General features: G+C 63.4%; 24 protein-coding genes. 11 read left to right on the top strand and 13 right to left on the bottom strand.

Annotated elements, in window-relative coordinates; translation table 11 throughout:
* The first annotated feature begins 34 nt into the window (after positions 1–34).
* The 4 genes from LB577_RS01445 (at position 35) to LB577_RS01430 (ending at position 5,479) form a co-directional block, all read left to right on the top strand.
* Positions 35–2,158, top strand: a complete 2,124-nt coding sequence (locus LB577_RS01445; RefSeq protein WP_224685251.1) for an ABC transporter permease — start codon at positions 35–37, stop codon at positions 2,156–2,158.
* On the top strand, positions 2,155–3,204 hold the full coding sequence (locus tag LB577_RS01440; RefSeq protein ID WP_224685250.1) for a hypothetical protein: 1,050 nt from the start codon (positions 2,155–2,157) through the stop codon (positions 3,202–3,204). The genes LB577_RS01445 and LB577_RS01440 overlap by 4 nt, the downstream gene beginning before the upstream one ends.
* Positions 3,204–4,700 carry a sugar ABC transporter ATP-binding protein gene (locus LB577_RS01435; RefSeq protein WP_224685249.1) on the top strand — a complete coding sequence of 499 codons (1,497 nt, stop codon included), beginning with the start codon at positions 3,204–3,206 and terminating at the stop codon, positions 4,698–4,700. Before LB577_RS01440 ends, LB577_RS01435 begins: the two co-directional genes overlap by 1 nt.
* A 371-nt stretch (positions 4,701–5,071) precedes the next feature.
* Entirely contained in the window at positions 5,072–5,479 is a 408-nt protein-coding gene (locus tag LB577_RS01430) for a carboxymuconolactone decarboxylase family protein (RefSeq protein WP_224685248.1), read from the top strand.
* A 14-nt stretch (positions 5,480–5,493) separates the two neighbouring features.
* On the opposite strand, the gene LB577_RS01425 is transcribed toward LB577_RS01430, so the two are convergent.
* From LB577_RS01425 to LB577_RS01380, 11 genes are all read right to left on the bottom strand, one after another.
* Entirely contained in the window at positions 5,494–6,381 is an 888-nt protein-coding gene (locus tag LB577_RS01425) for an amidohydrolase family protein (RefSeq protein ID WP_224685247.1), read from the bottom strand.
* Positions 6,381–7,517 (bottom strand): vWA domain-containing protein, encoded by a 1,137-nt coding sequence (locus LB577_RS01420; RefSeq protein ID WP_224685246.1) that lies wholly within the window; start codon positions 7,515–7,517, stop codon positions 6,381–6,383. Before LB577_RS01420 ends, LB577_RS01425 begins: the two co-directional genes overlap by 1 nt.
* A 198-nt stretch (positions 7,518–7,715) precedes the next feature.
* Complete coding sequence (locus LB577_RS01415; RefSeq protein ID WP_224685245.1) at positions 7,716–8,597, bottom strand: AAA family ATPase; 882 nt, start codon at positions 8,595–8,597, stop codon at positions 7,716–7,718.
* A gap of 8 nt (positions 8,598–8,605) precedes the next feature.
* Positions 8,606–9,610, bottom strand: a complete 1,005-nt coding sequence (locus LB577_RS33050; protein WP_013894558.1) for a xanthine dehydrogenase family protein molybdopterin-binding subunit — start codon at positions 9,608–9,610, stop codon at positions 8,606–8,608.
* A gap of 1 nt (position 9,611) precedes the next feature.
* On the bottom strand, positions 9,612–10,979 hold the full coding sequence (locus LB577_RS33045; protein WP_263495784.1) for a xanthine dehydrogenase family protein molybdopterin-binding subunit: 1,368 nt from the start codon (positions 10,977–10,979) through the stop codon (positions 9,612–9,614).
* Positions 10,980–11,106: 127 nt separating this feature from the next.
* Positions 11,107–11,589, bottom strand: a complete 483-nt coding sequence (locus tag LB577_RS01405; protein WP_224685244.1) for a (2Fe-2S)-binding protein — start codon at positions 11,587–11,589, stop codon at positions 11,107–11,109.
* A 59-nt stretch (positions 11,590–11,648) separates the two neighbouring features.
* Positions 11,649–12,443, bottom strand: a complete 795-nt coding sequence (locus tag LB577_RS01400; RefSeq protein ID WP_224685243.1) for an FAD binding domain-containing protein — start codon at positions 12,441–12,443, stop codon at positions 11,649–11,651.
* An 11-nt stretch (positions 12,444–12,454) separates the two neighbouring features.
* Positions 12,455–12,898, bottom strand: coding sequence for an SRPBCC family protein (locus tag LB577_RS01395; protein WP_023779831.1), 444 nt, complete (start codon positions 12,896–12,898; stop codon positions 12,455–12,457).
* A gap of 113 nt (positions 12,899–13,011) precedes the next feature.
* Positions 13,012–13,839, bottom strand: a complete 828-nt coding sequence (locus LB577_RS01390; protein WP_224685242.1) for a helix-turn-helix domain-containing protein — start codon at positions 13,837–13,839, stop codon at positions 13,012–13,014.
* A 248-nt stretch (positions 13,840–14,087) separates the two neighbouring features.
* Complete coding sequence (locus tag LB577_RS01385; protein WP_023768273.1) at positions 14,088–15,086, bottom strand: ABC transporter permease; 999 nt, start codon at positions 15,084–15,086, stop codon at positions 14,088–14,090.
* A 55-nt stretch (positions 15,087–15,141) separates the two neighbouring features.
* Positions 15,142–15,885 carry an ATP-binding cassette domain-containing protein gene (locus LB577_RS01380; protein WP_224685442.1) on the bottom strand — a complete coding sequence of 248 codons (744 nt, stop codon included), beginning with the start codon at positions 15,883–15,885 and terminating at the stop codon, positions 15,142–15,144.
* Positions 15,886–16,344: 459 nt separating this feature from the next.
* Here LB577_RS01380 and LB577_RS01375 point away from each other — a divergent pair, with 459 nt between their 5' ends.
* Positions 16,345–17,334: a sugar-binding protein gene (locus LB577_RS01375; protein WP_013894566.1), complete on the top strand. Its 990-nt coding sequence runs from the start codon at positions 16,345–16,347 to the stop codon at positions 17,332–17,334.
* 181 nt (positions 17,335–17,515) lie between these two features.
* Positions 17,516–18,295 (top strand): FadR/GntR family transcriptional regulator, encoded by a 780-nt coding sequence (locus tag LB577_RS01370; protein WP_013894567.1) that lies wholly within the window; start codon positions 17,516–17,518, stop codon positions 18,293–18,295.
* 59 nt (positions 18,296–18,354) lie between these two features.
* Here the strand turns inward: LB577_RS01370 and LB577_RS01365 are convergent, their stop codons facing one another.
* Positions 18,355–19,293, bottom strand: a complete 939-nt coding sequence (locus LB577_RS01365; protein ID WP_140576762.1) for an NAD(P)-dependent oxidoreductase — start codon at positions 19,291–19,293, stop codon at positions 18,355–18,357.
* Between the two features lie 119 nt (positions 19,294–19,412).
* Between LB577_RS01365 and LB577_RS01360 the strand changes: the two genes are divergently transcribed.
* Together LB577_RS01360 and LB577_RS01355 are read left to right on the top strand one after the other, a co-directional pair.
* The gene (locus LB577_RS01360; RefSeq protein WP_224685241.1) at positions 19,413–20,309 is read left to right on the top strand and encodes an NAD-dependent epimerase/dehydratase family protein; all 897 of its coding nucleotides are present in this window, start codon (positions 19,413–19,415) and stop codon (positions 20,307–20,309) included.
* 154 nt (positions 20,310–20,463) lie between these two features.
* On the top strand, positions 20,464–21,240 hold the full coding sequence (locus LB577_RS01355; protein ID WP_224685240.1) for a FadR/GntR family transcriptional regulator: 777 nt from the start codon (positions 20,464–20,466) through the stop codon (positions 21,238–21,240).
* Between the two features lie 9 nt (positions 21,241–21,249).
* Here the strand turns inward: LB577_RS01355 and LB577_RS01350 are convergent, their stop codons facing one another.
* The gene (locus LB577_RS01350) at positions 21,250–21,540 is read right to left on the bottom strand and encodes a DUF3175 domain-containing protein (protein WP_023768265.1); all 291 of its coding nucleotides are present in this window, start codon (positions 21,538–21,540) and stop codon (positions 21,250–21,252) included.
* Positions 21,541–21,719: 179 nt separating this feature from the next.
* Between LB577_RS01350 and LB577_RS01345 the strand changes: the two genes are divergently transcribed.
* The 3 genes from LB577_RS01345 (at position 21,720) to LB577_RS01335 (ending at position 25,571) form a co-directional block, all read left to right on the top strand.
* Complete coding sequence (locus tag LB577_RS01345) at positions 21,720–22,949, top strand: MFS transporter (protein WP_224685239.1); 1,230 nt, start codon at positions 21,720–21,722, stop codon at positions 22,947–22,949.
* Between the two features lie 157 nt (positions 22,950–23,106).
* Positions 23,107–24,150, top strand: a complete 1,044-nt coding sequence (locus LB577_RS01340; protein ID WP_224685238.1) for a LacI family DNA-binding transcriptional regulator — start codon at positions 23,107–23,109, stop codon at positions 24,148–24,150.
* Positions 24,151–24,443: 293 nt separating this feature from the next.
* Positions 24,444–25,571 (top strand): sugar ABC transporter substrate-binding protein, encoded by a 1,128-nt coding sequence (locus LB577_RS01335; RefSeq protein ID WP_013894574.1) that lies wholly within the window; start codon positions 24,444–24,446, stop codon positions 25,569–25,571.
* The last annotated feature ends 20 nt before the right edge of the window (positions 25,572–25,591 follow it).

The following is a 25,591-nucleotide window of genomic DNA, read 5'->3' as shown; positions in this document are numbered from 1 at the left end:
CCCGGCCACCTCTTTCTCTTGCCGCAGTGAGCCGATGTCCTTTCGCGAACGCCTCCAGTCCTGGCGCTACAATCTCGTGCCCGACCATCTGGTCGGCGAGATCCTGACCAAACGTTGGACCGACAACGCTATTCCCTTCCTGGCGCTGGTGGTGACATTGGCGACCTTCGGGTCGATCATTCCGGGCTTCTTCAAGCTGACCTCGCTGCAGGAATCGACCCGCCAGCTCGGCGAGTTCTCGATGGTGGTGACCGGCATGACGGTGGTGATGCTGGGCGGCGGCATCGATCTGTCGGTCGGCTCGATCTTCGCGCTGTCGTGCTTCTCTGCCGTCTATGTCTTCTTCATCCTCGAACAGTCGATCTGGCTGGCGCTGGCCGCATCGCTCGCCACTGGCCTCGTCTTCGGCGCCATCAACGGCTATCTCGTCGGCTACCTGCGCCTGCGGGCCTTCCTCACCACGCTGGTCACCTTCATTTTCGGACGGGCGCTGTTCGACATCCTGGTCACCACTTACGCCGCCGACGTCCAGCTTTCGACGGCGACCTCGGATGTGCTGGATTTCATCGGCGACAGCACCTTCTGGGGGCTCTCCGTGTCGGTGTGGCTGGCCATCATCCTGGCCATCGTCACCCATATCGCGCTGACGCGCTCGCGGCCGGGCTGGCACGTGCTGGCGGTCGGCGGCAGCAGGCGCTCGGCGCACAATGCCGGCATCCGCGTGCGCCGCACCGTGTTCATGACCTATGTGTTCTCCGGTTTCTGTGCCTCGATCGGCGGTTTCCTCATCGCCTGCCGGTTGAGCGGGGCAGGGCCGGGAACCGGCCTCAATCTCGAGATCATGGCGCTGACGGCGGCGGTGGTCGGCGGTGTCAGCCTTGGCGGCGGGCGCGGTTCGGTGATCAAGGGCCTGATGGGCGCGATCATCGTCTTGACGATGACCAACGGTCTGATCCGGCTGGGCTACGGCACAGGCACCAACCAGATGGTGCTCGGCATCATGCTGGCGGTGGCGGTGACCATCGACATCCGCTGGCTGAAGAACCGTCACAAGGTGCTGAACGAGGTTTATGTCGCGCCGGTCTATCTCAAGATGGGCGAGACGCAGTCCGCAGCACCAGGCTCCGGCACGCCTTATGAACTCGACAACCGGCTGTCGGCGGCCGACCATATCGGGCTTGGCGAGTTGGAAGGGCCGGAGGACGTCATCCTCGACCGCGACGACAATCTCTACTGCGGCACGCGTCATGGTGAGATCGTCCGCTTTTTCGCGCCCGATTACGTCAAGTCGGAAGTGTTTGCCCATATCGGCGGCTTTCCGCTCGGCCTCGCCTTCGACAAATCGGGCAATTTGATCAGTTGCGTCGGCGCAATGGGGCTCTATTCCGTCTCGCCGGACCGCGAGGTGAAACGCCTGTCGGCCGAGACATCGCGGTCCTGGACCTCGATCGTCGACGATGCGCGGCTGCGTGACCCCAACGATTGCGATATCGCACCTGACGGCCGCATCTATTTCACCGACTCCACCAAGCGCTACGACGCCCATGACTGGGCACTGGATTCGATCGAGAACCGCGCCACGGGGCGATTGCTGGTCTACGACCCAAAGGACGGCTCGACCAAGACGCTTCTCGACGGCTATCGCTATACCAACGGTGTGTGCATGGCCCATGACGGCAAGTCGTTGTTCTTCGCCGAAAGCTGGGCCTGTCGCGTGCATCGCTACTGGCTGGAGGGGCCGAAGGCCGGCACCGCCGAATGCCTCATTCGCGACATGCCTGGATATCCCGACAACATCAACCGCGCCTCGGACGGCAATTACTGGATGGCGTGGCTCGGCATGCGCACGCCGAGCTTCGACCTGTCGCTGCGCCATCCCGACATGCGCAAGCGCATGACCCGCCGGCTGCCGCAGGATGAATGGCTGTTTCCCAACATCAACACCGGCGGCGTGGTGAAATTCACGGAGAAGGGCAGCATCGTCGAGGCGATGGGCGACCTCACCGGCGGCGCGCATCCGATGGTCACTTCGATGCGCGAGCACAAGGGCTCTCTGTTCGTCGGCGGTATCCTCAACAACCGCATCGGTCGCTACAAGATTTCAGGCGCCGACCCGAACTGGACCAGCCCGGCTTCCTATTGGGGAGCAGCATCATGATCCTCGATCCGATCCTGGATATGTTTCGCGGCAAGGCGGTGACCATCCCGCCGCTGGATGGTGCGTTTCGGCCCAACACGCGGCTGGACGATGCGCCGGCCTTTGCGGAGCTAACCGAGCCGGATAATCTTCTGGTCTCCGGTGACCGGCTGCTCGCCTCCAGTGGCAACGCCGTCTATTCGCTTGCCGCCGAAACCGAGCCCAAGGTGGTCGAGACCTTTTCGTCTCCCATTACGGCGTTGGCTCTGTCGCGATCGGGTGAACTGACCGTCGGGCTGGAAAACGGCAAGCTGCTGATTGGCGGTCAAGAGATTTCGCTGCCGGCCGGTGTCCGCTGCATCACCGCGCTCGTCTATGCAGAGGACGGCACGCTGTGGCTGGCCAACGGCTCGCTCGACCATACGCCATCGCAATGGGCCGCCGATCTGATGAAGAAGGGCGCGTCCGGTTCGCTTTGGAAGCGAGACCCGGCCGGCGGGGACTTCCGCAAAGTGGCCGGCGATCTCGCTTTCCCCTACGGTCTCCATCCCGTCGGCGGGGACGTTCTGGTCAGCGAAAGCTGGCGCCATCAGCTCGTCCGCCTTGACGGCGCGACCGGCAGCCGCTCGACGGTGCTGACGCATCTGCCTGGCTATCCTGCTCGCCTGTCGCCATCCGCGGATGGCGCGGCATGGCTGACACTGTTTGCGCCACGCAACCGGCTGATCGAGTTCGTGCTGCAGGAAACGCACTACCGGCAGGACATGATCGACCAAGTGCCGCCGGCATACTGGATCGCGCCGGCGCTGGCCTCCAGCCGCAGCTTCCTTGAGCCGCTGCAGTGCGGCGGCATCCGTACCATGGGCATCCACAAGCCGTGGTCGCCGAGCCGCTCCTACGGACTGGTGGTCAGGCTCGATGCAAGGGTGCAACCGCAATTCAGCCTGCACAGCCGCGCCAACGGCACACGCCATGGCATCTGCAGCGTGGCGGAAAAGGGGGGCGAGTTGCTTATCGCCTCCAGGGGTGGCGACTGCATCCTTTCCGTCGACGCGGGAGGTTTCTGATGGAACCGATCGTTCGCCTGGAGAACGTCACCAAGAATTATCGCGGCGTGCCGGCGGTCAGACAAGTCAGCTTCGAACTGCGCAAGGGCGAGATCCACGCGCTGCTTGGCGAGAACGGCGCCGGCAAATCGACACTGACCAAGATCATCGCCGGCGTCGTCGATGCCACTTCGGGCAAGATGTTCCACAAGGGGCAGGAGATCGCCTACGCGTCGCCGCATGCCGCACTTGAAGCCGGCATTGCCATGGTGTTCCAGGAGACCAGCCTGGTGCCGTCGATGACGGTGGCGCAGAACCTCTATCTCGGTACTGAAAAATTCCTCAACCGGCTGCGCGGCACGTATATTTCAGCACAGCAGTTTCTGCAGTCGCTGAATTTTCCGGTCGATCCGAACGCCATGGTGGCGACGCTGGGTGCCGCCAAGCGGCAGATGGTCGAGATCGCGCGCGCGGTGCACCACAATGCCGAGATCATCATCTTCGACGAGCCGACGGCGACGCTGACGCCGGAGGAAAAGCGCCACTTCTTCGCGCTGATCCGGCGGCTGAAAGCGAGTGGCGTGTCGATCGTCTTCATCAGCCATGCGCTAGAGGAGGCGCTTGCCATTGCCGACCGCATCACCATCCTGCGCGACGGCGAACTGGTCATCACCGACGACACATCCGCCTTCGACCGCGACCGCATTGTCGCCGCCATGGTCGGCCGCACCTTGTCGGGACAGATCTATCGTCAGCGCGACGAGACCAAGCTGCGCAAAGCCGGCAAGAAGGTGCTCTCGGTGCAGGACATCTCGATGAGCAATGTCGTGCGCAACAATTCCTTCTCGATCTTCGAGGGCCAGATAACCGGCGTGTTCGGGCTGATCGGCTCCGGCCGCACGGAGACGTTCAAGATCGTCTCCGGCATCTACAAGCGCGATTTCTTGCGCGGTGGCGCGATCGAACTGGACGACAGGCCGGTGCGCTATCTCGTGCCGAGCGAAGCCGTGGCCGACGGCATCGTCTACGTCACCGAGGACCGCAAGAGCGAAGGCATTTTCGAGACCATGGGCATCGCCGAGAACCTGTTTGGCGGCCTGCTGGCGGCAGGTCGCGAAAAGGCATGGGTGATCAACCAGCAGGAAATGCGGCAGCTTTCGGCCGGGTGGACGAAGACGCTGAACATCAAGACGATCAACGACAATGCGCGCGTGGTCGAGCTCTCCGGCGGCAACCAGCAGAAGGTGGTGATCGGCAAGGGACTGGTGCAGCAGCCGCGCATCGTCATTTTCGACGAGCCGACGCGCGGCGTCGATGTCGGCGCCATCGCCGAGATCCACCAAATCATCAACCGGCTGGCCGACGAGGGCCTCGCCGTGGTCGTCATCTCGTCCTACCTGCCGGAGATCATGAACCTGTCGGATCGGATTCTCGTGTGCCGGCAAGGCCGCATCGTCGAGGAGTTTTCGCCGGCGGAGGCTACGGAGGAGAAGATCATGTATGCGGCGGTACATTAGGTGGCGGGCAAGGCGGATGATCGCACCGTTGGATCGAACACCGGAATTAGCCGAGGCATCCGTCATTTCGTCATCCCCGGGCGGAGCAAGGAGCGTAGCGACGCAGCGCAGACCCGAGGATCCATGCCGGGACTCGGAAGCGCTGCCACGGTGCGGAATTCTGCTCCGCTGCACACTTCGATAGACGTCACGGAATGGATCCTCGGGCCTCCGCGACGGAGCTTCGCTCCTGCTTCGCCCTAGGATGACGAAGGTGAAAAGCTTCGGCCAATCATCAAGATCGGTTTCGATACGCACGAAAACTGAATCAGAAGAGCCGACTAGCCATCTTTGCTCATGACCTGATTCAATTCACACGAAAGGAAAATGCCATGGCCACCACTAAACTCCTGACCGATGCCGAGGTCGAAAAAATCCCCGATGTGAAGGCCGTGTTCGACGACATCCGCGCGATACGGAAATCGGATTTCGTCAACAATTTCTGGCGCGGGCTGGCCAATGATCCCCCAGCGCTGAAGCGGATCTGGGAGCAGCTGAAAGTGGTGATGGTGGCGGACAGCGCCATCGATCCGCTTACCAAGGAGATGATCTACATAGCCGTCTCGACCGCCAATGGCTGTTCCTACTGCGTCCACTCGCACACCGCGGCGGCGCGGGCCAAGGGCATGACCGACGCTCAGCATGGCGAGCTGGTGTCGATCATCGGGCTTGCCGGCCAGACCAACCACCTGGTGACGGCGATGCAGATTCCGGTCGATCCGCAGTTCGAGGTGAAGTGAGGGAAAGACCCGCGCTACACCGGCCGGTACACCTTCTCCGCCGTATTCCAGAAGATATCCGCCTCCGCTGCCGGACCATGCCTGGCCACCGCATCGCGGTGCGCCTTGATCAGCTCGGCGTGGCTGGTCCACAGCTTCTCGATCGGGAAATTCGAGCCGAACATCAGGTGGTCGGCGCCCAAAATCTCGATTGCGTTGTCGACGATGTAGGCGATCAGGGCCGGATCGTTGCGGTGGACGAATGTGCCGAGGCCGGACAGCTTGGCGTAGAAATTGGGCGCCGCCGACAACGTGCGCAGGCCGGCCTTCCAGGCCTCTGTCGTCTCCGGGTCCATGCCGGTCAGCATGCCGGCATGGGTGAGGATGAAGTTGGTTTGCGGGTTGTCGCCGACCAATGTCAGCCCATCCTTCATCTGGGCGGGAAAAAGCTGCAGGTCGAAGGACAGGCCGTAGTCCTTGAGCCGCACCACGTTGGCGCGCACCTTTGGGTCGATGACCTGGTCGGGGGAAGCGGCGAAGCGGAAGGCCGGCGTCTCGTGCCAGTGCAACTGCATACGCACGCCGCGCAGCAATTTGTATTTCATCAGCCGGTCGATCTGATGGCGCACATCGTCCACCGTCATGTCGGCATAGCCGACAATGGCATGCGGCCAGCCGGTCTCGTCCGACGTCTTCTGCAGGAAGGCGACTTCCTTCTCGAAATCTTCCTTGGCCCAGTTGGTCTGGACATAGACGGCCTTTTCGACACCCGAACCCTTCTGGTCTTCCAAAAACTCGGTGATCGGATAGTCGCGACGGATCGGCTCGTAGGGGCCGAAGATGCGTGGCACCATTGGACCGACCAGCCAGGGCTGATCTTGTTGGCGCCAGATGTGGAAATGCGCGTCGATGGCTTTCTGCATCACGATACCCTTTTCCAGATGGTCTCGGCCGCCGGGGCGGGGCGGGCAAGCGACAGGATGAAACCGGTGAGGCCGGCGAGCGAGGAGCCGTCGACCAGATCGTCGAGGACCGGCAGGATGGCGCGGAGCCCCGCCGTCTCCGGCCGGAAGCGCGGGTCACCGGCCAAAGGTGTGGCGAGCGACAGCCGGAAGGCGCGGGCGCTCAGCCGGCGCATGGCTGTTTCCAGTTCGGCATGGTCGCCGCGCTCCAGCGCGTCGGAGAGGATGACGATCGCGGCACCGCGCGCGAAGGATGAGAAGCGCGGCACGGAGAGGAAAGCGAGCAGCGTCGGCCCCATGCGGGTGCCACCGTCCCAGTCGTCGACCTGGGCTGCCGCACGGGCCAGCGCCTGATCCCGATCGCGGATGCGCAATGCCGCGGTGATGCGGGTCAGCCGTGTGCCGAAGGTGAAGATTTCGGCGCGGTCAGCGCCCTGCACGGCGGCGTGCGCCAGCTTGAGATAGTCCGCTGTGTGCAGCTTCATCGAGCCGGAGACATCGATCAGCAGCAGCAGCTTGCGTGGCACGGTCTGCCGCCGGCGCAGCAGCGGCGAGGGGACATCGCCATCGGCACTGACGATTTCCCTGAGCGAGCGGCGCAAATCGAGCTTGCCGCGCGAATGGGTGCGCACGGTGCGGAAGGAGCGGCGGGCGGGCAGGGCGGCCGACAGTCTTCGGCGAAAGGCGGTCAGCCTGTCGTCGTCGCGTTGGAAATCGCGCGTGCTCAATTGCTCGAGCGCCGAAGACAGCTCGCCGCCCTCTTGTTGCTGCTCGGCTTCGATCCGCTCGTCGTCGGCGCCGCCATCATCCTTGATTCGGGTTTCCTCATCGGCGTCGGCTTCGACCACTGCGGATGCGTTGCCATAGAAATGGCTCTGGAAATGCGCCTCGAATTCATCGCGGCGGTCCGGCGGTGGCGCCAGCGTGGCAAGGGCGGCCTCGCGTATGTCGGCCATCGAGCGTGGGCCGAGCAGCGTCACCGCCTGCATGAAGCCGGAGACTTGCTCGGGTGCGATGGCAAAGCCGTGGCGGCGCAGCAGGCGGGCGAAGCCGAAGAGGGGCACGGCGGCACGGGGCAGGCTTGTTGCCCGCATCATTCTGTGTCGCCCCCCTCTGTCCTGCCGGACATCTCCCCCTCAAGGGGGGAGATTGGCAGCTTTGATGCTTCGCTCAGCTTTGCGATGCTGGAGATTGGCGAAAGCCGCGATGGCGGCTGGTCTCCCCCTGGAGGGGGAGATGTCCGGCAGGACAGAGGGGGGCGCTGTCCCGCCAGCGTTGCGGAATGAGGTCCCGGCTCACGCCAGCGCCTCCTCGACGATGCGGCCGAGCTCCGGTGCGATATAGGACAGATCCTCCTCGTCCTTGATCAGCACGCCGATGGCGCGGCGGAAGGCTTCCGGCCATGGGCTGCCGCATTTTTCGAGGATGGTGGCGGCATTGGCCCATTCGACCGCTTCGGCTATGCCCGGCGGCTTGGCCAGCGGCCGGGCACGGATGGTCTGCACGGCGGTCGCCACGGCGCGCGCCGTGCCTTCAGCGACATTGCCGGCGCGCAGCATGATGATGGCGGCTTCGCGCTCGGCGTCGGGATAGCCGATCCAATGGTAGACGCAGCGCCGGCGCAGCGCTTCGGCCAATTCGCGGGTGCGGTTCGAGGTCAGGATGACGATCGGCTGAGCGGCGGCGCGAATGGTGCCGCGCTCGGGAATGCTGATCTGGAAGTCGGAGAGGAATTCCAGCAGCAGCGCTTCGAACTCATGGTCGGAACGGTCGATCTCGTCGACCAGCAGCACACGCTGGTCGGGTGCCTTCAGCACCTGCAGCAGCGGCCGCGCGATCAGGAAGCGATCGTCGTAGATGTCGATCTCATGCTCCCCGGCATGGCGGATGGCAAGCAGCTGGCGCTGGTAGTTCCACTCGTAGAGCGCGTGCGCGGCGTCGATGCCTTCATAGCATTGCAGCCGCACCAGATCGCGGCCGAGCAACTCGGCGATGGCTTTCGCCGCTTCCGTCTTGCCGACGCCCGGCGCGCCTTCGAGCAGCAGCGGCTTGCCCAGGCGGATCGCCAGGAAGATCGCGGTCGCCAGGCTGTCGTCGGCCAGATAGCGCGAGGCGGCGAGATGCTCGGCCACCGCCTCCGGCGAGGTCGCGACCGTTTCGGCGTTTGTCCCGGACATTTCGGGCCTCAGTTCGCCGCTTGCGCCTTGAGCGCGCGCAAGATGCGCTCCGGCGTGATCGGCAGCGTGTCGATGCGTACGCCGACGGCGTCGAAAACGGCATTGGCGACCGCCGGTATCTGCGGGTTGGCGCACATTTCGCCAGGCCCCTTGGCACCGTAAGGCCCGTCGGCCGAGGGCCGTTCCAGCACGATGATCTCGGTTTCGGCAAGGTCGCCGGGGCCTGGCATCAGATACTGGTTGAAGTCGGTACCGCCATGGTCGCGGTTGGGATAATAGGGCTCGGTCGTCTCGTAGAGCGCGTGGCTGATGCCCATCCATGAACCGCCGACGAGCTGCTGCTCGACCATTTTGGGGTTAAGCGCGCGGCCGATCTCGAACACGTTCTTCACCGTCAGCACGGTCACTTCGCCGGTTTCGTCGTCGACCTCGACCTCTGCCACCGTGCAGGCGTGCGCATAGCAAGTCGATGGCTTCATAGCGCCGGTCTCTTTCTCCGGATAGGAGCGCGGGATCAGGAACATGCCGCGGCCTGATATCGAGCGGCCGCGCTTGAAATGCGCCGACAGGGCGACGTCGAAGATCGAGATCGATTTCTGCGGCGCGCCCTTGACCAGTATGTTGCCCTGGCCGTCGGTCTCGAGGTCCGACGCATTGACTTCCAGCTCTTCCGCCGCCACTTCCAGCATCACCTGGCGGGCTTCCTTGGCGGCCTGGATGACGGCATTGCCGGCGCGGTGGGTGCCGCGTGAGGCGAAGGTGCCCATGCAATGCGGGCCGGTGTCGGTGTCGGCGGTGTCGACGACGACACGGTCCGTCGGCACGCCGATGGTCTCGGCGCAGATCTGCGCCATGATCTGCTTCATGCCCTGGCCGAGATCGACTGATGACAAAGTCACCATGAAATTGCCGGTTGGTGTCGAATGGACCAGCGCCTGGGTCGGGTCGCCGCCAAGGTTCATACCGGTGGGATAATTGATGGCGGCTACGCCGCGTCCGCGCCTGATCGTCATCTCAAGCTCCCTTCGCGTAGGAGGACATCGCCATGTATTTCTCCGCCACGGGCCAGTTGGCGGCGCGCGAGGCCTCCTGCATGCATTCGATCAGGGCCGCCCCCTCGGTCGGCTGGCGATGCGCCTTCATGTCGCCGTCGCGATAGGCGTTGATGAAGCGGAATTCGAGTGGGTCCATGCCGATCAGCCGCGCCAGCTTGTCCATCTGCACTTCCAGCGCGAAGTCGCCGATGGTGACGCCGAAGCCGCGCATGGCCGACGATGGCGTGCGGTTGGTGTAGACGCAGTAAGTGTCGATCCAGACGTTGGGGATCGTATAGGGGCCGGGATAGTGCCCCGCGCCCTTCTGGGCACCATAAGGCGAGTGCCGCGAATAGGCGCCGGCATCGGTGTAGCCGGTGACCTTACGCGCGACGATACGGCCGTCCTTCATGACGCCGTCCTTGATGACGACCTTTTCGGCGGCGCGGGGCGAGGAGATCTGCATCTCCTCCTCGCGGCTGTAGATAAAACAGACTGGTCGACCGGTTAATTTCGCGCCGAGGATGGCGATCGGCTCGACGATGACGTCGACCTTGCCACCAAAACCGCCGCCAACCGTGCCGCCGACGAAATGCAGCTTGCTGCCTGGCATCTGCAGGATGATGGAGGTGTTGTCGAGGGTGAAGAACATTGCCTGCGTGTTGGTGTAGCAGGTGAAGCGGTCATTGCCCTCGGGCACCACCACGCAGCCGGTGGTCTCGGTCGGCGCGTGCTCGATCGGCGAAGACTGGTAGCTCTGCTCCAGTATGTGGTCGGCCCCGGCAAAGCCGGCCTCGACATCGCCGAAACGCACCTTGCGACACTCGCCGCTGTCGTAGAGATAATAGTTCTGGCCGTGATATTCGTTGACGATGGGCGCACCAGGCTTCAGCGCTTCCTCCATGTCGAAGACGGCCGGCAGCACCTCGTAGTCGACCTTGACCTTGGCGGCGGCCTCTTGCGCGGCGCGCTCGGTCTCGGCCAGCACCGCCACCACGGTCTCGCCCTTCCAGCGCACCTTGCCGTCGGCCAGCACAGTCTCGTCCTCGGGTCCGATCTGGATCAGGATCAGGATGGTGTAGACGTTGTGGGGCACGTCCTTGGCCGTCAGCACCTTGACCACGCCCGGATGCTTTTCGGCCTCCGAAATGTCGATCGAGCGGATGCGGGCGTGGTGGTGCGGGCTGCGCACCATCTTCAGGTGCAACATGCCGGGAAAGTTACGGTCGGCGAAGTAGGCGGTCTTGCCGGTGACGTGGCCGGGCGAATCCGAGCGTGGCCTGGGCTGGCCGATCTCGTGCAGGTCGTCCTTGCGGACATCGGCGAAGTAGCTCTTGCGCAGTTCCATGCTCTTGGTCCCCTCAGAGCATGATGCCGAAAAGTGTGAGGCGGTTTTCGGACGACATCATGCTCTATCCCTTTGATTTAGAACCGGATTCAGATTTCAGGTCGATTCGACCCGAAATCATCCGGCTCTAGGCGGCGTTCTGCGAATTGGCGCGCGCGGCGGTTAGCACCGCCTGGATGATCGGCTCATAGCCGGTGCAGCGGCAGATGTTGCCTGACAGCGCCTCGATCACCTCGTCGCGGCTGGGGTTGGGTGTGTGATCGAGCAGCACCTTGGCGGCCATGATCATGCCTGGCGTGCAGAAGCCGCATTGCGTGGCGAATGTGTCGAGGAACGCGCGCTGCAGCGGATGCAGCACGCCGCCCTCGGCGAGGCCGGACGTGGTGGTGATGGCGGCGCCATCGCAGGTCTCGGCCAGTGTCAGGCAGGAGAGCCGGAGCTCGCCGTCGACGATGACGGTGCAGGCGCCGCAAGTGCCCTGATGGCAGCCGCCCTTCGGCGAGGTATCGCCGATCTTGTCGCGCAGGGCGTTGAGCAGCGTCGTGCCGCCTTCGATGAATTCGGCTTTTTCAGAGCCGTTGAGCGTGAATTGAACCGGGACTTTCGCCATGTTTCCTCCTTGCGCGCCTGCCCGAGCAATCGGACAGACGCGCGCCCCCCGACGGATGTTTAACCAAGCAATAGCCGGCCGAGATGGACCGGCAGGACTTCAGCGCGATACCAGGCACTGGCGATCGGATCGGTGATCGGCGAGATGCCTTCGCTTGCGGCAGCCAGCGCCGGGGCGATGCCGTCCTTGGTCAGGCTTCGGCCGAGCAGCGCCTTTTCCGCCGCCCTGGCGCGCATCGGGCGATCGGCCATGCAACCGAGCGCGATCCGCGCCGAGGAGACTGTGCCGTCGGCAGCCCGCTCCAGAATGGCGGCGATGCTGAGCACGGAGACGCCCTTGGGCTTGATCCGCGACACTTTCAGGAAGCGGAAGCTGTCGGCACTTGGAAGCGCAAAGCTAACCGAGGTGACGATGATGCGGCTGTTGTCCCGTCCGGCCAGGAAGCCTTCGATGGGCAATTCGCCGTCATCGGTGCCGACCGTGGCATCGAGCGCCAGCAAGGCAACCGCGAAATCGCCATAGGGCGCAGGCGCGAACAGATTGCCGCCGACGGTTGCCATGTTGCGGACCGCGGGGCCACCGACGGCGCGCGCGGCCTTGGCGAGCGGGCCCAGTTCAGGATGGCGGGCGATCGCCGCCATGGTCACGGAAGCGCCGATGCGGGCCTTGCCGCCGGCGACCGCAATGGCCGACAGCGCCGGGTCGGTCGACCTGACAAGGCCGGAAACCGAGATGTCGCCTTCATTGGCCGCGCGGATAACCAGCGTGCCGCCGCCGAGATAGCGGGTGCCGGCCGCCTTCAGCGCGGCGTTCGCGTCCTTCACCGTTGCAAAAGTCTGCAGTGCCAGCGCCATGGCCCGCTCCTTCAGTTCTGGCCGGCGAAATGGCTTTTCAGGGCGTTGAAGCCGCCCTGGAAGACATTGGTGCCCATGCCCTCGGCCAGCTTGTCGGCATCCTCGGGCGCGGCGTCGAAGCTGGCTGTCCATTCGGCATAGGTGCGGTCGCCGTCGGTGACGCGCCTGAGCTGCAGCGTTGCCTTGTGGTTGGTCAGCGGTTGCGGCGTTTCCAGGATGGAATAGCTGACGAGGAAATTGTCATCGGAGAAGTCGAGCAGTTTTTCGCGCAGGCGCGCGCCGCTGGCGAGCTGGAAGTTGCGCACGCAGCCGATCGTCGAGGCGTCCTTGCCGTCCTCGATATGGCTCTCGACCATGCGCGGATGCCAGCCCGGCAGGCCGTTGAAGTCGCGTATGCGCGCCCAGACCTTTTCGACCGGCGCGTCGATGACGCTGGAGATGGTGACTTTCGGCATATGATGTTCCCTTGCGAATGCGACAGCCGGGCAAGGGTAGGGCGGCCATTTCAAGGGCGCTTATCAATGCGTCTTGGGCGCGTATCAAGGAGTCTGAAAAACAGGCGTCGGGCTCAGGCAGTTGCGCGCGCGGCCTCGCGGTAGAGCGTCGGCGGCACGCCGACATGGTCGCGGAAGAAGCGCGAGAAATTGCCTTGCGTGGTGAAGCCGAGGTTGCAGGCGACCGAAATCAGCGGCTCCTGCGACCACTGCAGCTGCCGCACCGCTTCCTCCATGCGCAGCGTGTTCCAGTAGACATTGGGCGTCAGATTGGTCTGTTCCTTGAACAAAGCGAAGAAATGCGGCCGCGACAGGCCGACGCTGCGCGCCACGTCGTCGAAGGAGATGCGCTCGCAGACATTAGCCTTCATCAGCTGGATCGCCTTGCGGACGCGGAAATCCTGCATGGTGCTGATGCGGGCGCGCGCCTCCTGCGGCGCCGAGGCGTCGGCGGCATCGAGCACACTGTCGATGAAGCGCTCGATCTCGTAATTGGCGACGTCGTCGATGCTTTCATTGTCGGTCAGATGGTCGAGCAGGCTGGCGGCAGCCTGGTGCAACCAAGGTTCCAGCGTGATTGCCGCCTGCGAAAACAGCGGCGCGGAAGAGGGCAGGTCTCGGCGGCGACGCGCCCAGTCGGGCTCGATGTAGAAGGCGAGAAACAGACCGGGCGTCCCGTTCTGCGACAGGACATGGCTGTGCGGCTGGAAGGAATTGATGCCAGCGGCGGTGCATGGTCCGAGCCGGACGGTCTCTCGGCCGATGGTCATCTCGCCGGCGGTGCCTTCGAGCCAGATGATCAGATGGGCCTCGACATGGGCATGGGTGACGAAGTCGCTCGCGACATTCAGGACAGAAACATGTCCGAACCGGCCCCAGTAGAGCCTGATCGCTTCCGTCATGGGTATATCCTCCCGCAGGCGACTGGCCTCCCTTCGCCTGCATCGAGGATTGTGCGGCCGGTTGTCCGCTTCCGTCAAGCTATCGGCTGTTAGCCGATAGCCATGACAGGCCGCTTCAGCCGATTTTCAGACTGAACGATAGGAACCAGAACGAATAACGCTTCGCACTTCTCACTTGTGGGAGAAGGACGGTTCCCTTGTGGGAGAAGGACAGGGCCCCTTGTGGGAGAAGGACAGGCGCTTGAGCTTCAGTCGCTGCGTCTGAAATTGCGGATGCGGTCGAACAGCACGGCCATCAGAATGGCGCCGCCGATGAACACGCCCTGCCAGAAGGCATTGATGCCGAGCAGGCCGAGACTGTTGCGGATCACCTCGATGAGGGCCGCACCGACTATGGCGCCGAAGGCGGTGCCGACGCCGCCGGCCAGATTGGCGCCGCCGATGACGGTGGCGGCGATGACCTGCAACTCCATGCCGGTGCCGAGATTGGTGGTGACGGCGCCGAGCCAGCCGGTCTGGATGATGCCGGCAATGCCGGCCGAAAGCGCCGAGATCATGTAGACGGCGACCTTGATCTGCTTCACCGGGACGCCGGTCAGCGTCGCCGCATGCTCGTTGCCGCCAATGGCGAAGATGTGGCGGCCGAATTTGGTCCAGCGCAGGATGAAGCCGGTGATCAGCCCCAGCAGGATCATGTAGAGCACCGGATTGGCGATGCCGAACACCCAGGCGCCGCCGCCGAGCGCCAGAAGCTTGTCGTGGTCCGGGCCGAATTGGAAGACGACGGTGTTGTTGGAGGCGACCATGGCCAGGCTGCGGGCAATCGATAGCATGCCGAGCGTCACCACGAACGGCGGAAAGCCGAGATAGGCGATCAAAATGCCGTTGAAGGCGCCGATGGCGAGCGCGGTGGCGATCGAAGCCAGGATGCCGACCTCGATCGAGTAGCCGGCATGCATGGTGACGGCTAGCACCATCGACGACAGGCACAGCACCGAGCCGACCGACAGGTCGATGCCGCCGGTGATGATGACGAAGGTCATGCCGAGCGCGATGATGGCGACAAAGGTGATGTTGCGGGTGATGTTGTAGAGGTTTTTCGATGTGGCGAAGGCGTCGGTTGCGAACGACAGGAAAATGCAGGCCAGGATGACGGCGATCACCACCCAGAAGGTCTGGGTGGAGAACAGCCGCGACAGGAAACTGTGCTGCTTCTGTGCGATCGTCTGGTCAAGGGTGACTGCCATTATCGACCTTTCCTGCCGGCTGCGATACGCGCCAGCCTGGTGAAATTAGCCGCGCCTACGAGACCTGCTCGATGGCGCCAGTGATGAGCCCGGTGACTTCCTCGGGCGAACTCGATGCGATTGCCTTGTCGGCGACCTTGCGTCCGCGCCGCATGACGATGACGCGGTCGGCGACGTCGAACACGTCGGGCATGCGGTGGCTGATCAGCACCACGGCGATGCCCTGGTCGCGCAGATGGCGGATCAGGTTGAGCACTTCGGCGACCTGCCTGACCGAGATCGCCGCCGTCGGTTCGTCCATCAGCACGATCTTGGCTTGCGACAGCATGGTGCGGGCAATCGCCACCGCCTGGCGCTGGCCGCCCGACATCTGCTTGACGAGATCGCGCGGGCGGGTCTCGGATTTCAATTCGGCGAAGAGCTGGCCGGCGCGCCTGTACATGGCGGCATAGTCGAGGATGCGGAATGGGCCAACGCCGCGCCGCAGTTCGCGGCCGAGATAGACATTGGCGGCGGCCGTCAGATTGTTGCAGAGCGCAAGGTCCTGGTGGACGATCTCGATGCCGTGCTGGCGGGCTTCCGCCGGCTTGTTCAGGATCAATTCCTTGCCGTCCATGCGCATGATGCCATGGCTCGGATGGAAATTACCGGCGATCATCTTGACCAATGTTGACTTGCCCGCGCCATTGTCGCCCATCAGGCCGACGACCTGGCCGGGCTCGATCGACAGCGACACGTCGTTGACCGCCTGGATGGCGCCGAAATGCTTCGAGATATTGGTGAGTTCGAGAACCGCCACCAGCCTGTTGCCTCCCATGTTTGCCGCATACCCAAAATAGGGTGCTGCCTTCACGTCGCGCTCCCAGATCCTCCCGGAACCAGCGATGACCGGCATTTACGCGAATGGCCGCGCGGGCGTCAATTGTCGGATGCACAAGAAAATCCAATTGTCAGACGAATAGTTTCGTGCTGTTTTGAAAAATCAGTTTTGTAGGACAAATTGCAATTGACGTTGGCCGTCCGCCGTTATTAGCTGGGAGCCGGAGGAAGATACGCTGGTTCCCTTGACGCCATCATCGGCGACGGGAGCGGCTGGAGGTTATTATCGATCGTGCCGGCGAATGCCGGCCCGGTCGCATCTGAAAATGCTCATCGGCCTGGCTTGATGGCACGAGCGCTCGCGCCTTCGTCATCTTGCATCCGGGCTGGTTTGTGTGGCGGGCACGCCGTGTCCGTCTGTTTCCAAGGGAGGACTGACATGAGGAAAACACTTTTGCTCGCCGCCGTCGCCGCCATGGCGTTGGGCGCCGGGCCGGCATTGGCCAAGAAGCAGCTCGTCATCGTGGTGAAAGGTCTCGACAATCCGTTCTTCGAGGCCATCCACCAAGGCTGCGAGAAGTGGAACAAGGAAAACGCCAGCTCGGAATATGAATGCTTCTACACCGGCCCGGCGTCGACTTCCGACGAAGCCGGCGAAGCACAGATCGTCCAGGACATGCTGAGCAAGGCCGACACGGTCGCGATGGCGATCTCGCCGTCCAACGCGCCGCTGATCGCGCAGACGATCAAGTCCGCCAATCCGACGATCCCGATCATGACCGTCGACGCCGACCTTTCCAAGGACGACGCCGCGCTTCGCAAGACCTATCTCGGTACCGACAACTACCTGATGGGCAAGAAGATCGGCGAATACATCAAGAAGGCCAAGCCGAATGGCGGCACGATCTGCACCATCGAGGGCAATCCGGCGGCCGACAACATCCTGCGCCGCGCGCAAGGCATGCGCGACGCACTGACGGGCAAGGAAGGGCTCTCGGCGCTTGCCGGCGAAGGTGGCTGGACCGAAGTCGCAGGCTGTCCGGTGTTCACCAATGACGACGGCGCCAAGGGCGTTCAGGCGATGACCGACATCCTCGCCGCCAACCCCAAGCTCGACGCGTTCGGCATCATGGGCGGCTGGCCGCTGTTCGGCGCCCCGCAGCCCTACCGCGACCTGGTCGGCCCGCTCAAGGACCGGCTGGCCAAGAACGACTTCGTCATCGGCGCCGCCGACACGATCGGCGACGAGGTGGCGATCGCCAGAGACGGCCTTGTCACCGCTCTAGTCGGTCAGCGGCCGTTCGAGATGGGCTACAAGGCGCCGTCGGTGATGATCGACCTCATCGAGGGCAAGAAGGTCGACGATCCGGTCTTCACCGGCCTCGACGAATGCACCAAGGACACGGTCGACACCTGCATCCAGAAATAGGCTGCAACTTCGGGGCGCCCGGCGCCGGGCGCCCCGTTCCATCGAAACTTCAGAAGACGCGGTAGCCGGGGCAATTGGCTCCAGCTTTGACGCGTCCAGAGTTTGAATTCGGCAACGGGATCGGCGCCGCGCAGATCCGGATCGATCCGGGCGACAGACGGCCGAACCTATTGGAACGTGAATGCCGGACGAAAAGGCAAAGAAACAAGCCAGCCGGGCCAAGGTGCAAGCCAACCGCGATCCGGCGGCGCGCAGAGTGGATGCCGCGCACTTTTCGGGGTCTAGCGTCCATGCCTCGCTGGCCAGCGAGATCGGCCTCAGGATCGTGCGCGGCGATTATCCGCCCGGCAGCATCCTGCCCAACGAAGCCAAATGGGCCGAGACCTTCAACGTCAGCCGCTCGGCGGTGCGCGAGGCGATCAAGATGCTGATGGCCAAGAGCCTTTTGGCATCACGCCCCAAGATCGGCAGCTGGGTCGAGCCGAAGGAGCGCTGGAACCTGCTCGACCGCGACGTGCTTGCCTGGTACGCGACCGCACCCGACCGCGAAGCGTTCCTGCGCACCGTGCAGGAGTTCCGTCACATCATCGAACCGGAAGCATCCGCCTTTGCCGCCATAAGGCGCAACGACGAGCAGATGGCCGAGATCAGCCAGGCCTGCCGCGAGATGGGCGAGGCGGCGAACCTGCCGGAACGCATCCGCGCCGATACACGCTTCCACCTCGCCATCCTGCGCGCCTCGGGCAACGACCTGCTGGTGCCGCTCGGCGTGTTGATCGAGTCTGCGCTCGACCATCTCTTCGTGTTCACGACGCGGCAGGTCGGCGACCAGCCGCGAGCGCAGAAATTGCACGAAGCGATCGAGAAAAGCATTCGCCTGCAGCGCCCGGCGGCGGCGCGCAATGCGGTGCACAAGCTGCTTGCCGACACCGATGAAGGGATCGGAAGGGGCCGGCGGTAAGGCCGCCTAGCTGCCCCAGCTCCTTGTTTTGACGCATTTTCCCTGGGAGAACTGTTCTCTCAAATCGTCTGCTTCTTGCCGTCCTTCATGGGCATCAGGTCGACGCCGTTGACCTTGCCGATATGGGTGGCCAGCATCGGCACGAACTGCTCGGCCGGGCCTGTGGCATGGGCGCCGGCGAAGGAGTTCTTGGTGGCGTTGCCGAGCGGGTTGGCAATGCCGGCGGCGCCCGCCATCGATTCCAGATAGGTCAGATCCTTGAAGGCGTTGGCTATGGTGAACTTGTGCGCGTCGCGATCGCCTTCCAGCGTCCAGCGCATGAAGGTCTGGTAGAAGCCGCAATCCATGCGGCCGTTGCGGATGACGCTGTCGAAACGCGGCGGCGAGATGCCGACCTTTTGCGCCAGGGCCAGTGCTTCGGAATAGATCGCGGCATAACCCAGCGAGATGAAATTGTTGAGCAGTTTCATACGGTGGCCGTCGCCGGTGTCGCCAATGTGGACGATGCGGCCGGCCCAGGTTTCGATCACCGGCTTCACCCGGGCAAAGAGAGCATCGGGCGCGCCGACCATGGCGTCGAGCGTGCCTTCCCAGGCTTCCTTCGGCGTGCGGCTCAGCGGTGCGTCGACATAATCGATGCCCAGCGCCTTGAGTTCGGTCGCCAGTGCCACGGTCGAGACCGGATCGGAGGTCGAGCAATCGACGACGACCGAGCCTTTTCTCAACCCCTCCTTGAGGCCGCCCGGGCCGCGGATGATGGCCTCGACTTCACGCGAACCGGTGACGCAGATGAAGACGATCGTCGATGCCGCGGCGACATCGCGCGAGGTCGAGGCTTCCTTGGCGCCACGGCCCAGAAGATCTTCCGCCGGTTTGCGGTTCTTGCGGCCGAGGAACGTCAGGGGATAGCCCTTGTCGACGATGTTCTTGGCGATCCCGTGTCCCATCAGACCAAGGCCGATGAAGCCGATCGTCTCGCGCGCGGCAGTCGTGTTCATGTTCTCAGTCCTATCCCAGATTATTGATAATAGCGCCGCCGTTTTAGCCCTACGCGGTTGCAGAAAGCAATATTGTCTGACAATACACGGGAATTCCAGAGCCTGTCATGGAGACCACAATGACGAAGCGGATCATGTTCACCGGCGGCAGCGGCAAGGCTGGGCGTCATGTCGTGCAGTATCTTGTCGAGCAGGGCTGCCAGGTGCTCAACATCGACACCAAGCCGCTCGACAATCCCAAGGTGCGCACGCTGATCACGGATATCACCGACAGCGGGCAGGTGTTCAACGCGTTGTCGAGCTATATGGGCCTGCACGAATTCGACCCGTCGCTGCGCCCGCAGCCGGTGGATGCGGTGGTGCATTTCGCCGCCATCCCGCGCATCATGATCACGCCCGACAATGAGGTGTTCCGCATCAATGCGATGGGTACCTACAACGTCATCGAGGCCGCGGTGAAGCTTGGCATCCGCAAGGTGATCGTCGCATCCAGCGAGACGACCTACGGCCTTGTCTTCGCCAACGAGCCGCGGGACCCCAAATATTTCCCGCTCGACGAGGAGTATGATGTCGATCCGATGGACAGCTACGCCCTGTCCAAGATCGTCAACGAGAAGACGGCGCGGGCTTTCGCACAGCGCAATGGCACCGACATCTACGCCTTGCGCATCGGCAACGTCATCGAGCCGCATGAGTATTCGCTGTTCCCGAAATGGTTCGCCGATCCGGGCTTCCGCAAGCGCATCGCCTGGAGCTATGTCGACGCGCGCGATCTCGGCCAGATCACGCTGCGCGCCATCGAGAAGGATGGGCACGGCTACCAGGTGTTCAACGCCGCCAATGACGACACGTCGTCGGATCTGCCGACGGCGGAGCTTTTGAAGCGGTTCTATCCAGATGTGCCGGTCAAGGCGGAGCTCGGCGAATACGAGACGCTGCTATCGAACCGCAAGGCGCGCGACATGCTGGGTTTCCGACCGGAGCATAGCTGGCGCAAATACGTCAAAACCGCCTGAGGCAGGTCGAGGTTCAGGTGATGCCGGCCTGACCTGAACCTCAACATGCGCAATCGAGCAGCGGAACGGGCTGGGCTGTGCATAGCGGCGGGCTTTGCGGCCTAACCGCCCGACAGTGCTTGACAGCTTCCGCAAACCAGCCTTTCTGAAGTGCATGCGGGACGCAAAGCCGAACAAGGAAAGATCGCCGAAAAAGGCTAAAGCCGCTGAGCGCCCGGCCGGTGTTCGGCGGTCCGACGCGGCGCGCATTCCCGGCTCCAGCGTGCACACATCACTGGCCAGCGAGATTGGTCTGCGGATCGTGCGCGGCGATTATCCGCCCGGCACCATCCTGCCCAATGAAGCCAAATGGTCGGAGACTTTCAGCGTCAGCCGTTCGGCGGTCCGCGAGGCGATCAAGATGCTGATGGCCAAGAGCCTTTTGGCCTCACGCCCCAAGATCGGCAGCTGGGTCGAGCCCAAGGAGCGCTGGAACCTGCTCGACCGAGACGTGCTCGCCTGGTACGCGACGTCGCCGGACCGCGAGGTGTTCCTGAAGACGGTGCAGGAGTTCCGTCATATCATCGAGCCGGAAGCGACCGCCTTTGCGGCCATGCGGCGGACCGACGAGCAGATGGCCGAGATCAGCCAGGCCTGCCGCGAGATGGGGGAGGCGACGAGCCTGCAGGAGCGCACGCGCGCCGATACGCACTTCCATCTTGCCATCCTGCGCGCCTCGGGCAACGATCTGCTGGTTCCGCTCGGCGTCCTGATCGAGTCCGCCTTCGATCATCTCTTCACCTATACGACGCGGGCCGTCGACGATCTCAACCATGCGCAAAAGCTGCATGAGGCGATCGAGAAGAACATCCGCCTGCAGCGGCCGGACGCAGCACGCAACGCGGTGCGCAAATTGCTAGCCAACACCGACCACGTGATCAAGTCGCGTTAGGCCCGGGCGCTAGCCTTCTTTCTCGCGGCCGAAGGCCACCCGCAGTTCGTCCTTGGCGTTTTCGAGCACCTTTTTGCGCGTGGCGGGCAGGTTCTTGCCGGCCCGGTTGATGTAGAAATTCAGCATCGACATGGCGGACTGAAACGGCTCGGCCTTGCGCCTGTGGCTGTGTTCGGCCGATCGCTTGAGCGAGGCAGCGATCTTCTTGGCATCGTCGGATTCGAAGACATGGTCCTCGAGATCCATCGCGTTGCTGTGCTCGGTCACCTCGGCCGACCATTTTTCCTTGGCAGCGGTCATGGCTGGGACTCCTTTGCGGGGTTGCTGACCGGAAAACTCCACACATTGGCCTCGGTTCCCGCATTTCTTGTCCGCTCTGGAGCCACGGATTTGCCTGTCGTGGCGCTGCTGCGGGCTCAGAATGCGGCGATAGTGGGAGCGAACGGCAGCCGATTTCGAGATCGCCGACAGGAAACGCCTTGACCCGAACAGATTTGAGCCGGCCGAGCCCCGGCATCGACAGTTCCTACGCCTGGATGCGGCTTGCCATTTCGATGCTGCTGGCGACGATCGGCGCCGTGGGCATGTGGGCCGTTGTCGTGGTGCTGCCCGCCGTGCAGGCCGAGTTCGGCGTCGACCGCGCCGCGGCATCGATGCCCTACACTGCAACCATGGTGGGCTTCGCCGCCGGTAATGTGCTGGTTGGCCGCGCCATCGACCGCATGGGCTACTGGATCCCGGCGCTGATCTCTTCCGTGGCGCTATCCGCAGGCCTCCTGTTGGCCGCGCTGTCGACCTCTATCCTGCAATTCACCCTTGCCCAGGGGGTACTGATCGGTGTCGGCACCTCGGTGATCTTCGGGCCGCTGATCGCCGACATCTCGCACTGGTTCAACCGCCGGCGCGGCGTCGCGGTGACAGCCGCCGCGGCAGGCAACTACCTTGCCGGAGCGATCTGGCCGACCATTATGCCGACAGTGATGAAAGCGGAAGGCTGGCGCTTCACCTATGCCGCCATCGGCATCTTTTGCCTGGTTACGATGGTGCCGCTGGTGTTGATGCTGCGGCGCGGCGCTCCGGAGGCTGCGGCCGCCGGCTCGCCGGGAAGCCGGCCGGTGCAGCCGATGCCAATGTCGCCGGCGGCGTTGCAGGCGCTGCTGGTCGTCGCCGGTCTCGGCTGCTGCGTAGCCATGTCGATGCCGCAAGTGCATATCGTGGCCTACTGCATGGATCTCGGCTACGGGGTGGCGCATGGCGCCGACATGCTGTCGATCATGATGGCGGCGGGAGTCGTCAGCCGGCTTGCCTCCGGCTTTATTGCCGACCGCATCGGCGGCGCGAAAACCTTGCTTATCGGTTCGGTACTGCAATGCCTGTCGCTGCTGTTCTACATCCCGTTCGACGGGCTCGCCTCGCTCTATGTCGTGTCGCTGGTGTTTGGCCTGTCGCAGGGCGGCATCGTGCCGTGCTACGCGATCATCGTGCGCGAATATTTGCCTGCCAAGGAGGCCGGCCAGCGTATCGGCATCGTCATGATGGCGACGATTTTCGGCATGGCGATCGGCGGCTGGATGTCGGGCTGGATCTACGATCTGACTGGCTCCTACGCCGCAGCATTCCTCAACGGCATCGCCTGGAATTTGTTGAACATACTGGCCATCGGCCTGTTCATGTGGAAGGCGAGGCACAGGGCCACTGTTGCGGCCTGAGATAAAGGGCGCGGTGCGGCTGCTGAGTGCCTCGGCTTGACAACGGACAGGCACTGCGCGACGCCAAAGGCCGAAGGGTGCGGCAACGGGCCGGTGACATGTCGACAGCTCAGATGATCGTATTGCGGGTCCGCTTCGGCGGACATGCGCACGGGCCATGGCCTTGATCAAGCCGCGCTCGCGCCGGGGCGGCGGCCGCCCGACCATATCCGATGTCGCGCGCAAGGCCGGCGTCGGTGCCATTACCGTGTCGCGCGCGCTGCGCGAGCCGGAGCGCGTCAGCCAGGATTTGCGCCGCCAGATCCAGGCCGCCGTCGACGAACTCGGCTATGTGCCGGACCCCAATGCAAGGGCGCTGGCCTCGGCGCGCGCCGAGGTGTTCGGCGTGCTGGTGCCTTCGCTCACCAACAACGTTTTCGCCGAAGTGGTGCGCGGCATCTATGACAGCCTGTCGGACAGTCCGTTCCGCATCCAGCTTGGCAACACGCACTATTCCGGGCTGGAGGAGGAGCGGCTCTTGCAGCTGTTCGGCTCGCAGCGGCCTGCAGCGCTGATCGTGGCCGGCATCGATCAGACGCCGAGTTCACGAAGACTGCTGGAGAATGCCGGTTGCCCGGTGGTGCAGGTGATGGAGATCGGCCCCGATCCCGTCGACATGATGGTCGGGTTTTCGCATCTCGACGGCGGCAGAACGGCGACCGAGCACCTGATCGAGATGGGGTATCGTCGCGTCGGCTTCATCGGCGCCCGCATGGATCCGCGCTCGCAGCGCCGCCTTGCCGGCTACCGGATCGCCATGGAAAAAGCCGGTCTGTTCGATCCGCGCCTGGTCACCACCACGCCGGTGCCGTCCAGCGTGTCGCTCGGCCGCGAACTGTTCCGGGATGCCCTCGCCAAGGTTCCGACGCTCGACGGTGTGTTCTGCAACAATGACGACATCGCGCTCGGCGTGCTGTTCGAATGCCACCGCGCAGCGATCGACGTGCCAAAGACCATCGGCATCGTCGGCTTCAACGATCTCGACATGATGCAGGTGGCGTTTCCCTCGGTCACCAGCATCCGCACCCATCGCTATGAAATCGGCCGGCGTGCTGTCGCCATGGCGCTGGCGGCGATCGGCGGTGACAGGCCGCAGCAGCGGGTCGTCGATCTCGGCTTCGAGCTCAAGCGCCGCGAGAGCACTGCCCGCCGAGTATCTTAGAGTTCGCTGAAATGAGACTTTACAGGCTTTCTTGGTAGCGCTACCATCCCGCGCTCGCGAAAACTCACAAGAGGAACAACTCTGTTTATTATACATAAGCGACAGAATGTTTCTTGTTTATTATGGATAATATGATAGTTTTCGTAGCCGCTTGAGGGAGCGACAAGGGAGAGGATCAGGTCGGCGTTGACCGCCTGAAACAGCGGTGGGCCAAGGCAGGAGGTGCTTGAGCAAGCGCGTCAATTGTACTGCAGCCAACAGATAAATCAGAACTGCAAATGGGAGGAATATCGATGATCAAGTCACTCGTTGGTGGCATCGTTGCCGCCACTGCATTCGTCATGTTGAGTTCGGCGGCGATGGCCGCGGGGCCCGAAGTCGTCAAGGGACCGGCCGCCGAGCCGGATTGTTTTGCGCCCTGGGCCGCCGATACCCAATTCTTCAAATTCCCCAAGAAGGACGGTCCATACCGCATTGCGCTCGCCAACGGCTATATCGCCAACACCTGGCGCATCCAGATGGTGCAGACCGCCAAGGCCTATGCCGCACAGCCGGATGTCGCCAAGAAGCTGAAGGAGTTCAAGGTCGTCTCGACCGGCGAGGATGTTCCGGCGCAGATCTCCGCGATCAACAACTTCATCGATTCCGGCTTTGACGCGATCGTCGTCAATGCGCAGAATCCGACCGCCTTCGGACCGGTCATCAAGCGTGCCAAGGAAGCCGGCGTGGTGCTGGTCGCCTTCGACAACATCCTCGACACCAAGGATGCCATCAACGTCAATGTCGACCAGAAGGGCCTTGGCGCATTGTGGGGCAAGTGGCTGGTCTCGCACGTGCCGAACGGCGGCAAGGTGCTTGAAGTGCGCGGCGTTGCCGGCACCTCCGTCGATACCGACCGCCATGCCGGTATCCACGAAGTGCTCGACGGTTCCGGCAAGAAGTGGGCCGTCACCGAGGTGGTCGGCAAGTGGGACGATGGCGTGGCCCAGAAAGCGACAGCCGACGCGATCGCCACCAATGGACCTTTCGACGGCATCACCGGGCAAGGCGGCGATACCGGCATCGTGCAGGCGATGATGGACGCCAAGCATCCGTTTGTTCCGTTCGGCGGCGAAACGGAGAATGGCTTCCGCAAATTCTGCTCGGCGCATGCGGCGGATGGGCTCAAATGCTCATCGGCCGGCACTGGTCCTGCCCAGGTGGCGGTCGCCATCAAGACGGCGATAGCAGCCCTTGAAGGCAATGTCGTGCCGCAGTCGGTCAAGCTGCCGTTGGCAATCGTCGAGGATCCCAACTTCAAGGCAGGCCAGGATTTCTTCCCCGACCAGTCCGACAATTTCTTCGTCGGCAATTCCTTCCCGACCTGCGGCATCAATTTCACGGCCCAGGAGATCATGGGCCAGACCAAGGAAAACAAATAATCCGACCGGGGGGGGGGGGG

The organism is Mesorhizobium sp. B283B1A (assembly GCF_020165735.1).
GTDB classification, from domain to species: domain Bacteria; phylum Pseudomonadota; class Alphaproteobacteria; order Rhizobiales; family Rhizobiaceae; genus Mesorhizobium; species Mesorhizobium opportunistum.
Note: the sequence above shows the minus strand (reverse complement) of the source record. Positions and strands in the feature narration are given on the sequence as shown.

Coding starts and splice junctions, on each gene's coding strand:
- LB577_RS01360 (WP_224685241.1), top strand. CDS start 19,413: ATGACGAAGCGGATCATGTTCACCGGCGGCAGCGGCAAGGCTGGGCGT.
- LB577_RS01435 (WP_224685249.1), top strand. CDS start 3,204: ATGGAACCGATCGTTCGCCTGGAGAACGTCACCAAGAATTATCGCGGC.
- LB577_RS01420 (WP_224685246.1), bottom strand. CDS start 7,517: ATGATGCGGGCAACAAGCCTGCCCCGTGCCGCCGTGCCCCTCTTCGGC.
- LB577_RS01390 (WP_224685242.1), bottom strand. CDS start 13,839: ATGACGGAAGCGATCAGGCTCTACTGGGGCCGGTTCGGACATGTTTCT.
- LB577_RS33050 (WP_013894558.1), bottom strand. CDS start 9,610: ATGACGATCAGGCGCGGACGCGGCGTAGCCGCCATCAATTATCCCACC.
- LB577_RS01395 (WP_023779831.1), bottom strand. CDS start 12,898: ATGCCGAAAGTCACCATCTCCAGCGTCATCGACGCGCCGGTCGAAAAG.
- LB577_RS01415 (WP_224685245.1), bottom strand. CDS start 8,597: ATGTCCGGGACAAACGCCGAAACGGTCGCGACCTCGCCGGAGGCGGTG.
- LB577_RS01445 (WP_224685251.1), top strand. CDS start 35: ATGTCCTTTCGCGAACGCCTCCAGTCCTGGCGCTACAATCTCGTGCCC.
- LB577_RS01385 (WP_023768273.1), bottom strand. CDS start 15,086: ATGGCAGTCACCCTTGACCAGACGATCGCACAGAAGCAGCACAGTTTC.
- LB577_RS01340 (WP_224685238.1), top strand. CDS start 23,107: ATGGCCTTGATCAAGCCGCGCTCGCGCCGGGGCGGCGGCCGCCCGACC.
- LB577_RS01370 (WP_013894567.1), top strand. CDS start 17,516: ATGCCGGACGAAAAGGCAAAGAAACAAGCCAGCCGGGCCAAGGTGCAA.
- LB577_RS01425 (WP_224685247.1), bottom strand. CDS start 6,381: ATGCAGAAAGCCATCGACGCGCATTTCCACATCTGGCGCCAACAAGAT.
- LB577_RS01350 (WP_023768265.1), bottom strand. CDS start 21,540: ATGACCGCTGCCAAGGAAAAATGGTCGGCCGAGGTGACCGAGCACAGC.
- LB577_RS01400 (WP_224685243.1), bottom strand. CDS start 12,443: ATGGCGCTGGCACTGCAGACTTTTGCAACGGTGAAGGACGCGAACGCC.
- LB577_RS01375 (WP_013894566.1), top strand. CDS start 16,345: ATGAGGAAAACACTTTTGCTCGCCGCCGTCGCCGCCATGGCGTTGGGC.
- LB577_RS01365 (WP_140576762.1), bottom strand. CDS start 19,293: ATGAACACGACTGCCGCGCGCGAGACGATCGGCTTCATCGGCCTTGGT.
- LB577_RS01430 (WP_224685248.1), top strand. CDS start 5,072: ATGGCCACCACTAAACTCCTGACCGATGCCGAGGTCGAAAAAATCCCC.
- LB577_RS01335 (WP_013894574.1), top strand. CDS start 24,444: ATGATCAAGTCACTCGTTGGTGGCATCGTTGCCGCCACTGCATTCGTC.
- LB577_RS33045 (WP_263495784.1), bottom strand. CDS start 10,979: ATGGAACTGCGCAAGAGCTACTTCGCCGATGTCCGCAAGGACGACCTG.
- LB577_RS01405 (WP_224685244.1), bottom strand. CDS start 11,589: ATGGCGAAAGTCCCGGTTCAATTCACGCTCAACGGCTCTGAAAAAGCC.
- LB577_RS01355 (WP_224685240.1), top strand. CDS start 20,464: ATGCGGGACGCAAAGCCGAACAAGGAAAGATCGCCGAAAAAGGCTAAA.
- LB577_RS01440 (WP_224685250.1), top strand. CDS start 2,155: ATGATCCTCGATCCGATCCTGGATATGTTTCGCGGCAAGGCGGTGACC.